The sequence below is a fragment of the Methylosinus sp. H3A genome, from assembly GCF_015709455.1.
In the GTDB taxonomy this organism is placed as follows: domain Bacteria; phylum Pseudomonadota; class Alphaproteobacteria; order Rhizobiales; family Beijerinckiaceae; genus Methylosinus.
Genome location: NZ_JADNQW010000005.1, coordinates 2,842,095 through 2,854,982 on the forward strand (window position 1 = coordinate 2,842,095; position 12,888 = coordinate 2,854,982).

A 12,888-nucleotide genomic window follows, 5' to 3' on the forward strand; every position below is an offset into this window, starting at 1 on the left:
AGAAGCACGATGGAAAATACGACGGTTGAAGCGATTAGACAAATATTGATTCAGCTACATGATCTCGTTGACCGTGGCCTACCACCGCAGCGGATTGATAAAGTAAGGCGTGAAGCAATTTTTTTTCTTTACGAAGGCGGGGTAGCAGCGAAGTGGTCTTTCGATCGGCCTCATTCCAAGGCCGCGAGGGTTATGCACCGCAATGCACGTGAAATGGGCATTCCCTTTAATAGTGGGCGCTTTCCTATCACATATGAGCACGCGATACCGCTAAAACTGCTACGAGAGGGTTTACGGCAGGCGACCGAATCGACAGAGCAAATGCGAGACTTTTTGCGCCGTCATGTTCAAGGCGTTGTGGTCTTGAAGCAAGAAGATGCCGCTCTTACCAAAAAAGGGCTACGCAATCGACATCCTGATGGCGCAGACTTCTTTGATCTGATGGCTCGCTACCGAGCCGCTGGGATCACATTCGAACCTGAAGACGAACACAAACTGCTGCGCTACATTTAGGTAAATGGAGATAGCACGATGGCGAAGCACCACATCACCGTCGCCGATCTTCTTCCGCCGGACGAATACGTCAAGATTCGCATCGAGAGCCGGCGCCGCATCGCCGCGCGCAAGCGCAATCGCCGCATCGAGGTCGGGCCGTTCGTGACCTTTTATTTCGAGGATTTCGAGACGATCTGGCTGCAGATCCAGGAGATGATCCACATAGAGAAGGGGACGCTCGAGCAGGCGCCGAGCGAGATCGCCGCCTATGATCCGCTGATCCCCAAGGGCCGCGAATTGGTCGCCACCTTCATGATCGAGATCGACGATCCGCTGCGCAGGAAGCGCGTGCTGGACACGCTGGGCGCGATCGAGGAGACCGCCTTCATCGAATTGGGCGGCGAGCGCATCGCCGGCGTCGCCGAGGCCGATCAGGACCGCACCAGGGCCGACGGCAAGGCCTCGGCCGTGCAATTCGTGCATTTTCCTTTCACCGATGCGCAGGCGGCGGCGTTCCGCACGCCGGGCGCGCGCGCGCTGATCGGCTTCACGCATCAGAATTACGGGCATATCGCTGTCATGCCGGAGGCTGTGCGGGTGGAACTCGCGGGGGATTTCGCGTGAGCGATGCGGCCTTGACGTCTATACGGCGTAGCCGTATATATTCTCCCTGTGTCGACCGTCATCGAAACTCCCACTTTCGCGCGGCTCGCCGCTCAGTGCTGGGAAGATGACGATCGGACTGCGTTCATCGACTTCATCGCGTCGAACCCGGAGGCCGGAGATGTCGTTCCAGGCTCGGGAGGCCTGAGAAAAATTCGCTGGGGGAGCGTCGGACGCGGCAAGCGCGGCGGCGTTCGCGTGATTTATTTCAATCGGCTGGCGAATGGAGAGGTTTGGCTGCTGCTGGTCTATCCCAAGTCGGCGCGGGACAATATTCCCGCTGATGTCCTCCGTCAGATCAAGAAGGAACTCGACGATGGCTGACGCTCCGAAATCCGCCCAGCGCGCGAAGGCGATCGACATCGGCGCGGAGCTGCTCGCATCGGTGCGGGAGATGAAGGCCGGCGCCAGGTCGCGGGTCCACAATCCCGAAATCCCGCCCGAAATCCCGCAATTCGCGCGCGCGCGGCTCGCCTCCGGCCTGTCGCAGGCGGCGTTCGCCGCTCTGCTGGGCGTTTCCGTGCGGACCTTGCAGGATTGGGAGCAGGGCCGGCGCAAGCCTTCCGCGGCCGCGGTGACGCTCTATAAGATCGCCGAGCGGCGGCCGGAGGTCTTGCGCGAGCTCGCGGCGTGAGCCGGCACGGAAAGCTGGCCTTATCCGCCGATTGCCCTTAAAGGGCGTGGCGAACCCGCCACTTTCCAGCGAGCCTCAGCCTTGACCAGCCCACAGCCGAGCGACCCCGTCTCGCGGCGGCGCACCTTCGCCATCATCTCCCACCCGGACGCGGGCAAGACCACGCTCACTGAGAAGCTTCTGCTGTTCGGCGGCGCGATTCAGCTCGCCGGCGCGGTGAAGGCCAAGCGCAACGCTCAGCAAACGCGCTCCGATTGGATGAGCATAGAGCGCGAGCGCGGCATTTCCGTCGTCACCTCGGTGATGACCTTCGAATATGGCGATTGCGTCTTCAACCTGCTCGACACGCCGGGCCATGAGGACTTTTCGGAAGACACCTATCGCACACTCTCCGCCGTGGATGCGGCGGTGATGGTGATCGACGCCGCCAAGGGCATCGAAGCGCGCACGCGAAAACTCTTCGAAGTGTGCCGGCTGCGCGACATTCCGATCGTCACCTTCATCAACAAGCTGGACCGTGATGGCCGCGATCCCTTCTCGCTCCTCGACGAGATCGAGAAGACGCTGGCGCTCGACACCGCGCCGGTGACTTGGCCGATCGGCTCGGGCCGGAGCTTTGCCGGCACCTACTGCTTCGCGACCAAATCGGTGCGCAAGATCGACGCCGACACGGAGCCGATGACCGTCTCCGGCCTCGACGATCCGGCGCTGCTCGCGCTGCTGCCGGCGCATGAGGCGGACGCCTGGCTGGAAGAGGCGATGCTCGCCGAGGAAGGCTGCAAGAAGTTCGAGCTCGCGGGCTTTCGCGAGGGGCATTTGACGCCCGTCTTCTTCGGCAGCGCGCTGCGCAATTTCGGCGTGCGCGATCTCATCGACGCTATGGCCGAATATGCGCCCTCGCCGCGCGGGCAGGACGCCGACAAGCGCCATGTCGAGGCCAAGGAGCCGAAGATGGCCGGCTTCGTCTTCAAGATTCAGGCGAATATGGACCCGAACCATCGCGACCGCATCGCCTTCATGCGCGTCTGCTCGGGCAAGCTCTCGCGCGGCATGAAGGCGAAGATCGTGCGCACGGGCAAAACCATCTCGCTCAATGCGCCGCAATTCTTCTTCGCGCGCGACCGCTCCATCGCCGATGAAGCCTATGCGGGCGACGTCGTGGGCATTCCCAATCACGGCATATTGCGCATCGGCGACACGCTCACCGAGGGCGAGGAGATTTCCTTCCGCGGCGTGCCGAGCTTCGCGCCGGAAATCCTGCGCCGCATCGTCATCTCCGACGCGATGAAGGCCAAGAAGCTACGCGAGGCGCTGCGCCAGCTCGCGGAGGAGGGCGTGGTGCAGCTGTTTCTGCCCAATGACGGCTCGGGCGCGCTGGTCGGCGTCGTCGGCGCGCTGCAGCTCGACGTGCTGGCGACGCGGCTCGAGGCCGAATATGGGCTGGAGACGAAATACGAGACCTCGCGCTTTGCGATCTGCCGCTGGATCACGTCGAATGATCCGATCGCGATGAAGAGCTTCGTCGACTCGCATGGCTCCTCCATGGCGGAGGACATAGACGGCGCGCCCGTGTTCATGTCGTCGAGCGAGTTCCAGCTGCGCTATGACGCGGAGCGGCATGCTGCGATCGTGTTCTCGGATGTGAAGGATTATCAAAAGAGCGGGGTGGCGAAGGGGTGACGCGACCCTGCGCCGAAGCGTCTAGTTTCCAGCTGACTTAGGCCGGAGCGCTTCATTAGGCCGGAGCGCTTCATGGCCCGCATCGTCTTCGTCGTATGGCCGATGCCGGCCTCCGTCCTCGCGGGGCTCAAAATCGCGCGCGGCCTGCGCGCGCGAGGGCACGACGTCTCCTATATCGGCCCGGCGAGCAGCCGGAAATTCATCGAGCCGCATGGATTTCCCTTCACGCCCGTCTATGTCGGCTGGTTGCCCGAGGAGCCGGCGGCGGATGAGACGAAGGATTGGAGCGTGCAGAAGCGCCGCGAGGAAGCGCGTGCGAGAAGCCGCGCATCGGTCGCGCTGCTGGAGGCTTTGGCGTCCGATCGCGACCGCGAGCTCCAGGATATTTTGGAGAGGGCGAGGCCCGATCTCCTGATCATCCACAGCTCCGACTTCGAGGTGATCATCCCGTCATTGCTGGCCTTCGAGGCGGGCGTCGTCAGCGTCTATCTCTGCTCCACCTTCGCGCGCGCGGAAGCGCGCTCGGCACGCTGACTTGGGGCCGTCCCGACAAATATCGCGGGTTCTTTCAGGTCGTTCTCGACGTCGCGGCGACGCGGCCGGACGATCGCTGGGTCGTTTGCCTCTATGACGCGCTCGACCCGGGCGATTTCGACAATGTGCCGGAGAATGTGATCCTGGCGAAGCGCGCGCCGCAATTGGCGCTGCTCCGGCGCTCCGCGCTCGCCATAGTGCATGGCGGCGCCGCCACGATAAAGGAATGCGCCTATTTCGGCGTGCCGATGATCGTCTTCCCGATCGGTTTCGATCACCCCGGAAATACGGCGCGCGTCGTCTATCACGGACTCGGCGTTCGCGGCGATTTCCGCACCGTCACGACGCGGGAGATGAGCGCTCTGCTGCAATGCGTGGAAAAGGACTCGTATATTCGAATCCAAACGCGCTTGATGGGAGAGGCCTTGCGCGCCGAGGACGAGAACGTCTCGGTCGATTTCGTCGAATCCCTGCTCGCCGCAGAGGGGCCGCCCATGGAGCCGGCGGCCGGATGCGAGGACGAATCGGCCATCGCTCTCGCCTTTCGCTGAACGGCGCCCGGCCGGTCTGCGCAGCCGATGGAGACATTTGCGATCGGCTCGAATATGCTGACGCTTCTAGAGCGTTTCCAGCCGAAGTGAATGTCGGTTCGGCCTTGGAAAGGCGTCAAAGCGAAGGACTAGAATCCTTCCGTGTTTCATTGAAACACGGAAGGATTCTAGTCCGATCCCAGGAGCGCAGACCCATGTCCGAGGCGTCGTCCGGCCTCAACCTCGATCCGATCGGCGATGATTTCATTCTGAGCCGCACTGGCGACGATGGCGTGACGGCGAAGATCGTCCTCACCGCCGCCGATATTCTCGATCTGACCCGCTCCGCGCTCGCGCTGCGCGAGAAGGGCCTCGCCGAGAGGCAGCCGGCGAGCGGCGAGGTCGAGGCGGTGCTGGCGACGCCGGTCGAGAATGTCGCGCTGCATCGCGAGATGCTCGGCGACAATCTGCTCCTCACTTTCGTCTCGCCGGACGGCAATCGGCTGGCCTTCGCTCTGCCCGCGGCGGTCGCCGCCGATCTCGTGGAGCGGCTCTCGGGCGTTCTCGCGACGCAGGCCGCCGCGCCGGCGCGGCAGTGAGCCGAGCGCGCTTCCTGCCGGAGGGAAGTCCCGTTCAGCCTCGGAAACGCGTCGAAACAAGCGCCTCTCGCCATCAGGGCGAGACGCGATAGTCCTCGGTTAGGTCGCCGCGGATCAGCGTGACGATCTTCTCCGTTCCCGAGCGCATCCAGCGCGCGTGGCAGATCTTCGGCCCGCACAGCACCTCGGGGAAGCGATAGAGCGGCTTGCCGGAGGGGAGCTTGAGGCCGAAGCCGGCGTCCGGCCTCCAGCCCTGGGCGGCGAGTTGGTCGCGATACTCCCGGTAGATCGGCAATTGCGAGAAATCGGCGTCCTGGGCGACCGACGATCCCGAGACCAGAGCGAAGAGCGCGCCGGCGCAGGCGAGCCTCGCGAGCCGACCGGGATTGGAGGAATTCATCTTGGCGAGCCCCCTCTGCGGCGCGGGCGAACGGGCCGGCGTCGTCGGCTACATCGCATGATCGCGCGGCTGTGAAAAGTTCGAAACGGCGCGAGGCCGGGGCAATCAGGCGAACGCGCCTATTGCGGCGTTCGCGCCATCGCCCTGGGCGCGACGCGCGTTTCGGAACAGAATGCGAGGCGCGCGACGAAAACGGCCCCGCTCGCGCGGGGCCGATTCTTTGTCGGTCGCGTCAATCAGCGCTCGGCGGCGTCCAGCGCCCGCGCGAGGCTGTGGACCTCCTCGTCGCGCGAGGCGAGCGGGGCCAGGCGGTAACGCTCCTCGATCAGCTTCAGGATCGAGGTCGTGTCGTAATTCGCATGATCCACCCCGGAACGATCGAAGCGCTTGGAGATCAGCAGCGCCGGAATGCGCGTGCCGGGGCCCCAGCGGTCGTGCGCGCCGCCGCCGGCGTGATGATCGTGGTCGTGGTGGTGGTGATGCTCCCACTCGGCCACGCGCTCGTTCTGATAGGGCGGCGGCGGCACATGGTCCCAGGAGCCGCCGAACTCGTCATAGGTGACGATGATCAGCGTGTCGCGCCCATCCGGGCCGTTCACGATCGACGCGATAAGATCGACGAGATGCGCGCTGCCGGCGGCCTCACTGGCGTAGCCGGGATGCTCGTTTTCCGCTCCGATGAGCTTCACGAAGCTGACCGGCTTGAGCCGGCCGGTGTTGGCGGCCTGGACGAACTCCGCCACATCGCGCAGATGGGCGGCGCGGGCCGCCGTGCCCGTGGCGTAGGCCTTGAAATAGTTGAAGGGCTGATGGTGGAACTGGAACAGCTTGTCCGGGCAGTTCGGATAGACCGCCGTGGCGAACGCATTGGGGTCGGCGCAATTCGGCCCGGCTCCATTGGTCCAGCCGGGCGCGCCGACGTCGCCATTGGCGTTGGACCAGCCGCCCGAATACCAGGCCCAATCGATCCCGCGGGCGGAAAGACGCTCGCCGATCGTCGGATTTTCCAGCGGCGGCAGACGTCTCACATCCGCAGTGCCGGGCGCATAGGGCTGATAATAAGGCTGGATCGTGTTGATCGCAAAATCGCCGCAGGCGACGTTGGCCGGCGTCGCCGGCCGTCCCGACGGCGGAGCGCAGGAGGCGGTCAGCTGCGCGTCCTTGGCGGAGGAGCCGAGCAGATTGGCGTAGAGCGGCGTGCTGGTCGGCATGCCGTTCTGATCGACGACCGAATGAAAATCAGTCGCGCCGGCGTCATTGGCGGCGTTGGCGAAGACCGGCGTCGTCGCGGCCACCAGCCATTGATGGTTGAGGAAGGAGCCGCCGAAGGCCGCCTGGAAGAAATGATCGGCGATGACGTAATGCGGCGCGCCATGCTTGTGGAGCGCGACATAGATCGGCAATTTGGTCGTGTCGTAATAGCCCATCGACAGGCCGGCCGCGTCGCTGCCCGTCACATAGCGGTTCTGCTTGCCGCCATTGATCTGGAACAGCTCGCTATAGAAGCGATGCACGAGGTCGCGGGTGCAGCCGCCTGCGAGGCCGGCGCCTTTGAGCACGCCATTCGACGCGGAGACGCCCGGCGCGGGGCAGGTCGTGTCGGTCGCGGCGATATAGTCGTCGATCTCGAAGGGCGCATTGGGGAAAGCGCTCTGGAAGGGGGGCGCGTCGGTCGCGTCCGTGCAGTTCGTCGGCAAGGGCGACGGCGAGGCGAGATTCACATCCTTCTGCAGCAGGCAGGAATAGGCGGCGCCGCCGTCGGCGCGGACCTGCTTGGTGTGCGCCGTGTCTGCGAAGCGCAGACCCTGGACCGGCTCGCCATTCACCGCGCCCCACAGGCCGAACAGATTGTCGAAGCTGTGATTTTCCTGGTAGATGACGACGATATGATTGAATTCGCGCAGAGATTCTGAGCTGGCGGGCGTCGCGGACGCCGCGCAGGCGAGGGCCGCGAGGCCGCCGATCGAACGCTTCAAGAACATTTTGTAGCCCCCTAATATTGGCGGGGCGGACGCTAGCGAGGCGACATATCGGGTCGATGACAATCGCTGCGACGCCTGGATATCGCGCGCGACCCGCTCGAAACGGGAGCGAATCGGCCGGCGCGGCGACAAACTCCGGCCCCCGCGTCCGCGCCGCCCCTTTTCGTCCTTGCGAGAGCGTGATAAGCGAACCTCCACACCGATGCGCGAGCGCGCATTCTGCGGACGGATTTCGGTCGGCCGAGAGAATTTTGCGCTGAAAACGGGAGCTCGAGGCCGTTTCGGGATCGCCGTTTCCGGCGTCCCCGAGCGAAACCTCGCTTCCCGCGAACGGCTCCGCCCGAAGGCGCGGGCGAGCCGGGAGCCGCCGTCACTTGCCGCGCCTTGTCTCGATAGAGGATGCTAAATGAGCCAATCCGCTTTCTTCACTGCCTCGCTCGCCGATTCGGATCCCGATCTCGCCAAGGCCATCGGCCTCGAGCTCGGCCGTCAGCGCGACGAGATCGAGCTCATCGCCTCCGAGAACATCGTGTCCAAGGCGGTTCTGGAAGCGCAGGGCTCCGTCCTCACCAACAAATATGCGGAAGGCTATCCGGGCAAGCGCTACTATGGCGGTTGCCAGTTCGTCGACATCGCCGAGAATCTGGCGATCGAGCGCGCCAAGCAGCTGTTCGGCTGCGGATTCGCCAATGTGCAGCCCAATTCCGGCAGCCAGGCCAATCAGTCGGTCTTCCTCGCCCTGGCGACGCCGGGCGATACGTTCTTGGGCCTCGATCTCGCCGCTGGCGGCCATCTGACGCATGGCTCGCCGGTCAATCTCTCCGGCAAATGGTTCAAGCCGGTTCCCTATACGGTGCGCAAGGACGATCAGCGCATCGACATGGAGCAGGTCGCCGCGCTCGCCGCTGAGCATAAGCCGAAGATCATCATCGCCGGCGGCTCGGGCTATTCGCGCATTTGGGACTTCGAGGCCTTCCGCAAGATCGCGGATAGCGTCGGGGCCTATTTCATGGTCGATATGGCGCATTTTGCCGGTCTGGTGGCGGCGGGTCTGCATCCCTCGCCCTTCCCGCATGCGCATATCGTCACCACCACCACGCATAAGACGCTGCGCGGCCCGCGCGGCGGCATGGTGCTGACCAACGACGAAGACATCGCCAAGAAGATCAATTCGGCGGTCTTCCCCGGTCTGCAGGGCGGTCCGCTGATGCATGTCATCGCCGGCAAGGCCGCGGCCTTCGGCGAGGCGCTGAAGCCCGAGTTCAAGGCCTATCAGCAGCAGGTCAAGGACAACGCCCAGACGCTGGCGCAGACGCTGGTCGACGCCGGCCTCGCCATCGTCTCCGGCGGCACCGACAATCATCTGATGCTCGTCGATCTGCGCCCGAAGAAGCTGACCGGCAAGGCCGCAGAAGCGGCGCTCGGCCGTTCGCACATCACCTGCAACAAGAACGGCATCCCCTTCGACCCGGAGAAGCCCTTCGTCACCTCGGGCGTTCGCCTCGGCTCGCCGGCCGCCACTTCGCGCGGCTTCGGCACGGCGGAGTTCAAGCTCGTCGGCGGCTATATCGTCGAGGTGCTGGACGGTCTCGCCGCCAAGGGCGAGGCGGACAACGCCGCGACGGAAGCCGCGGTGAAGGAGAAGGTCCACGCGCTGACGGCGAAGTTCCCGATCTATTGATCGGGGTTATCGCAGGGCGCCCGCTGTCCCTTCTCCCCGCTCGCGGGGAGAAGGACTCGGGGCGTCCGGCGCAGTATCGGCGGTAAGGTGAGTCCATGCGCTGTCCCTATTGCGGCTCGCCCGACACGCAGGTGAAAGACTCCCGGCCGGCCGAGGATTCCTCCTCGATCCGGCGTCGGCGCGTCTGTCCCGGCTGCGGCGGCCGTTTCACCACTTTCGAGCGCGTGCAGCTGCGCGAGCTGATCGTGGTGAAGAAATCGGGTCGCCGTGTGCCTTTCGATCGTGACAAGCTGATGCGCTCGCTGGAAATCGCGCTGCGCAAGCGGCCCATCGATCCCGAGCGCGTCGAGCGCATGGTCAATGGCGTCGTGCGCCAGCTCGAGAGCTCCGGCGACGCGGAGGTCGAAAGCGCGCAGATCGGCGAATTGGTGATTCAGGGCCTCAAAACGCTCGACGATGTGGCCTATGTGCGTTTCGCCTCCGTCTATCGCGATTTTCGCGAGGTCGGCGATTTCCATGCGCTGATCGACGAATTGTCGCATAGCGACGGCGAGCAGCGCTCGGAGGCGGCCGAGGACGCCGAAACTGCGCCGGGCGGGAGATGACCGCGACGAACCCGCAATCCGAGTCTCAGACCATCATCGACGACGCCTTCATGGCGGCGGCGCTGGCGCTCGGCCGCCGCAATCTCGGCCGCACGGGGCCGAACCCCGCCGTCGGCGCGATCATCGTCAAGGACGGCGTCGTCATCGCGCGCGGCTATACGGCGCTGGGCGGCCGCCCGCACGCCGAGGCGATCGCCGTCGCGGCGGCGGGCGAGGCGGCGCGCGGCGCCACGCTCTACGCCACGCTGGAGCCTTGCTCTCACCACGGCGCGACGCCGCCTTGCGTGGACACGATCATCGCCTCTGGAATTGCCCGCGTCGTCTCGGCGCTCGAGGATCCCGATGCCCGCGTCGCCGGCCGCGGTCATGCGCGTCTGCGCGAGGCGGGCGTCGAAGTGACGACCGGCGTGCGCGCCGTGCAGGCTCGCGCCGATCACCTCGGCCACATATTGCGCGTGACGCAGGGCCGGCCGATGGTCACTCTGAAGCTCGCCCAGACGGCGGATGGCTACGCCGCCGGGGCGGAGCATGATCCGCGCCTCTTCATCACCGGCGCGCTCGCCGATTCCGTCACCCATATCGAGAGATCGCTGCATAGCGCCATCATGGTCGGCCATGGCACGGCCGCGGTCGACGATCCTCTGCTCACCGTGCGATTGCCGGGCCTCGAGACGTTCAAGCCGCTGCGCGTGGTGCTCGACGCGCGTCTGCGCCTGTCGCGCAGTTCGCGCCTCGCCGCCACCGCGCGCGAGACGCCGACGCTGGTCATCGCCGGAGAGGGAGTCACGGACGCAGAGGCGCAGGATTTCGCCGCCGCGACCGGGATAGAGGTGGCGCGCATCGGGCTCGACGCCGCCGGCCGTCTCGCTCTCGGCGAGGCGCTCGCCGAGCTGGCGCGTCGCGGAATCACGCGCGTCTTCAGCGAGGGCGGGCCGCGCGTCGCCGAAAGCCTGCTCGTCGCCGCGCTCGCCGACGACGTCGTCATTCATACGGGCTTGAGGCCGCTCGGCCGTCCGGGGCGGCTCGCTCTGTCCGCCACGGCGCGGGCCATTGTCGAGGACCAGAGCCGCTATCGCCTCGCCGATGCGGCCATGCTCGGCGTCGACCGCCTGACCCGCTATGAGAGGATCGGCTGAAATGTTCACGGGCCTCGTCACCGATGTCGGCGAAATCCTCGCAGTCGAGCCGCGCGGCGAATTGCGCCGCGTCGCCATCGCCTGCAACTATCCGCTGGAAGGGATCGCGCTCGGCGCCTCTATCGCTTGCTCCGGCCCCTGCCTCACGGCGGTGGGCCTGCGTCGCGCGGGCGCGCGCACGGTGTTCGAGGTCGACGCCGCCGCCGAGACTTTGGCGCGCACCAATGCGGGCGAATGGGCTGTCGGCCGCCGCATAAATCTCGAGCGCTCGCTGAAGATCGGCGACGAACTCGGCGGCCATATCGTCACCGGCCATGTCGACGGCGTCGCGACAATTGTCTCGCGCGATGATTTCGACGGAATGTTGCGCTTCTGGATCGAGGCGCCGCATGAATATGCCCGTTTCATCGCCGAGAAGGGCTCGGTGGCGCTGGACGGAACCTCGCTCACCGTGAATGCGGTGGAGGGAGACCGTTTCTCCGTGCTGATCATCCCGCACACGCTCGCGGTGACGACCTGGGGCGGCTACCGGGTAGGGGACCGCCTCAATCTCGAGGTCGATCTGATGGCCCGCTACGCCGCCCGACTGGCGGAAGCGGGGAAGTAGGGGCGCTTCCACCCTCCCCTTCATGGGCTATCGGATTCACCCATTGCGAGACGCTGCGGTCGTCCTGGCCGGGACAAGCCCAGCCACGATCTCGCGGGGGCGAGGAGGATGTGTGCATTCGATCGCCGCTCGCGGGGAGGGGCGCGTCCTTCTTTCGAAGCCTGCTGTAGGCTTTCCCCGAAAAAATGTGTATCCATCGCGGCTTCGTTTCACGGAGCGTCGCGCGCCGCCTCCGCGGCCCTCCCCCGCTTCGCGGGAGAGGGAGCAGGTTGCGCACTTCATAGAGAGTTCGCGAGACGCTCGCCGCATCCCTCTCCCGTAGAGCGGGGGAGGGTGAAGGAGGGCTTCCCCTCCGCCCATGGAGTCATGAATGGCAGGTTCCTACCGCGCCGATGACGATGATCTCGCGCCTGTCGAAGGCGCGCGTATTCTCGTCGTCGAATCGCATTTCAATGAAGATATCGTCGAGCTTCTGCACGAGGGCGCCGTCCATGCGCTGGAAGAGCTCGGCTGCGACGTCACCACCATCACCGTCCCCGGCGCGCTGGAGCTGGCGGCGGGCGCGGCCATCGCGCTCGACGCCGCCGAGGCCGCCGGCGCGCCATATGAGGGCGTGGTGGCGCTCGGCTGCGTCATTCGCGGCGACACCTATCATTTCGAGATCGTCGCCAATGAGAGTGCGAGAGCGCTCACCGATCTCTCCGTCGCGCGCCGTCTGCCGCTCGGCAATGGCGTCTTGACCGTGGACAATGAGGAGCAGGCCGTGCTGCGCGCCGATCCCAAGCAGGGCGGGGCCGACAAGGGCGGCGACGCCGCTCTGGCGGCGCTCGCTCTGGTGCGTTTGAAGCGCAAGCTCGGAGGCCGCTCGTGAGCGTCGAGGAGAGATCGGCGGCGCGGCTCGCCATCGTGCAGGCGCTCTATCAGATGGAGGTCGCCGGCAAAGGCGTGAACGAGATCTTCGCCGAATTCGAGGTCCATTGGATCGGCCGCGAGATCGAGGGCGTGCAATACAAGCCCGCCGAGCTGCAGTTCTTCCGCGATATCGTGAAAGGCGTGCTCGACAATCAGGAGACTATCGACCGCGCGCTCGATGGCGCTCTGCAGGGCGGCTGGCCGTTGCAGCGCATCGAATCGGTGATGCGCGCGATTTTGCGCGCCGGCGGCTATGAGCTGGGGTTTCGGCGCGACATACCTGTCAAAGTGGTCATCAAGGAATATGTGGACGTCGCCGGCGCCTTCTTCGGCGCGACCGAATCCGGCATGATCAACGCCGTGCTGGATCGCCTGGCGCGGCAGGCGCGGCCGGAGCATTTCACCGAGAAGTGATCTCACCTTCTCCCCG

At 65.4% G+C, this 12,888-nt stretch carries 16 protein-coding genes; 14 read left to right on the plus strand and 2 right to left on the minus strand.

The genetic code is table 11. The features are described 5' to 3' along the window. The first annotated feature begins 9 nt into the window (after positions 1 to 9). From IY145_RS16185 to IY145_RS16220, 8 genes are all read left to right on the plus strand, one after another. Complete coding sequence (locus IY145_RS16185) at positions 10 to 513, plus strand: hypothetical protein (protein ID WP_196409152.1); 504 nt, start codon at positions 10 to 12, stop codon at positions 511 to 513. Positions 514 to 531: 18 nt separating this feature from the next. After that, positions 532 to 1,119: a DUF3501 family protein gene (locus IY145_RS16190; protein ID WP_196409153.1), complete on the plus strand. Its 588-nt coding sequence runs from the start codon at positions 532 to 534 to the stop codon at positions 1,117 to 1,119. Between the two features lie 48 nt (positions 1,120 to 1,167). Then, positions 1,168 to 1,482, plus strand: coding sequence for a transcriptional regulator (locus IY145_RS16195; RefSeq protein WP_196409154.1), 315 nt, complete (start codon positions 1,168 to 1,170; stop codon positions 1,480 to 1,482). Beyond that, positions 1,475 to 1,792 carry a DNA-binding transcriptional regulator gene (locus IY145_RS16200; RefSeq protein ID WP_196409155.1) on the plus strand — a complete coding sequence of 106 codons (318 nt, stop codon included), beginning with the start codon at positions 1,475 to 1,477 and terminating at the stop codon, positions 1,790 to 1,792. Before IY145_RS16195 ends, IY145_RS16200 begins: the two co-directional genes overlap by 8 nt. An 81-nt stretch (positions 1,793 to 1,873) precedes the next feature. Beyond that, positions 1,874 to 3,472 (plus strand): peptide chain release factor 3, encoded by a 1,599-nt coding sequence (locus IY145_RS16205; RefSeq protein WP_196409156.1) that lies wholly within the window; start codon positions 1,874 to 1,876, stop codon positions 3,470 to 3,472. A gap of 72 nt (positions 3,473 to 3,544) precedes the next feature. Continuing rightward, entirely contained in the window at positions 3,545 to 4,006 is a 462-nt protein-coding gene (locus tag IY145_RS16210) for a hypothetical protein (RefSeq protein ID WP_196409157.1), read from the plus strand. Next, positions 4,003 to 4,557: a nucleotide disphospho-sugar-binding domain-containing protein gene (locus tag IY145_RS16215; RefSeq protein ID WP_281433697.1), complete on the plus strand. Its 555-nt coding sequence runs from the start codon at positions 4,003 to 4,005 to the stop codon at positions 4,555 to 4,557. Before IY145_RS16210 ends, IY145_RS16215 begins: the two co-directional genes overlap by 4 nt. Positions 4,558 to 4,751: 194 nt before the next feature. Next, the gene (locus IY145_RS16220; RefSeq protein WP_196409159.1) at positions 4,752 to 5,135 is read left to right on the plus strand and encodes a hypothetical protein; all 384 of its coding nucleotides are present in this window, start codon (positions 4,752 to 4,754) and stop codon (positions 5,133 to 5,135) included. A 73-nt stretch (positions 5,136 to 5,208) separates the two neighbouring features. Here IY145_RS16220 and IY145_RS16225 read toward each other — a convergent pair whose 3' ends face one another. Continuing rightward, positions 5,209 to 5,535 (minus strand): hypothetical protein, encoded by a 327-nt coding sequence (locus IY145_RS16225; protein WP_196409160.1) that lies wholly within the window; start codon positions 5,533 to 5,535, stop codon positions 5,209 to 5,211. A gap of 236 nt (positions 5,536 to 5,771) precedes the next feature. Then, positions 5,772 to 7,517: an alkaline phosphatase family protein gene (locus IY145_RS16230; RefSeq protein WP_196409161.1), complete on the minus strand. Its 1,746-nt coding sequence runs from the start codon at positions 7,515 to 7,517 to the stop codon at positions 5,772 to 5,774. A gap of 406 nt (positions 7,518 to 7,923) precedes the next feature. Here IY145_RS16230 and glyA point away from each other — a divergent pair, with 406 nt between their 5' ends. The 6 genes from glyA to nusB all read left to right on the plus strand — a co-directional run bounded on the left by glyA (position 7,924) and on the right by nusB (position 12,872). Beyond that, positions 7,924 to 9,198, plus strand: a complete 1,275-nt coding sequence (gene glyA, locus IY145_RS16235; RefSeq protein ID WP_196409162.1) for a serine hydroxymethyltransferase — start codon at positions 7,924 to 7,926, stop codon at positions 9,196 to 9,198. Between the two features lie 95 nt (positions 9,199 to 9,293). After that, positions 9,294 to 9,803, plus strand: a complete 510-nt coding sequence (gene nrdR, locus IY145_RS16240) for a transcriptional regulator NrdR (protein ID WP_196409163.1) — start codon at positions 9,294 to 9,296, stop codon at positions 9,801 to 9,803. Next, the gene (ribD, locus tag IY145_RS16245; protein WP_196409164.1) at positions 9,800 to 10,939 is read left to right on the plus strand and encodes a bifunctional diaminohydroxyphosphoribosylaminopyrimidine deaminase/5-amino-6-(5-phosphoribosylamino)uracil reductase RibD; all 1,140 of its coding nucleotides are present in this window, start codon (positions 9,800 to 9,802) and stop codon (positions 10,937 to 10,939) included. Before nrdR ends, ribD begins: the two co-directional genes overlap by 4 nt. 1 nt (position 10,940) lies before the next feature. After that, the gene (locus IY145_RS16250; protein WP_196409165.1) at positions 10,941 to 11,546 is read left to right on the plus strand and encodes a riboflavin synthase; all 606 of its coding nucleotides are present in this window, start codon (positions 10,941 to 10,943) and stop codon (positions 11,544 to 11,546) included. Positions 11,547 to 11,916: 370 nt separating this feature from the next. Then, entirely contained in the window at positions 11,917 to 12,417 is a 501-nt protein-coding gene (ribH, locus tag IY145_RS16255) for a 6,7-dimethyl-8-ribityllumazine synthase (RefSeq protein WP_196409166.1), read from the plus strand. Further along, positions 12,414 to 12,872 carry a transcription antitermination factor NusB gene (gene nusB, locus IY145_RS16260; protein ID WP_196409167.1) on the plus strand — a complete coding sequence of 153 codons (459 nt, stop codon included), beginning with the start codon at positions 12,414 to 12,416 and terminating at the stop codon, positions 12,870 to 12,872. Before ribH ends, nusB begins: the two co-directional genes overlap by 4 nt. Positions 12,873 to 12,888 lie beyond the last annotated feature (16 nt).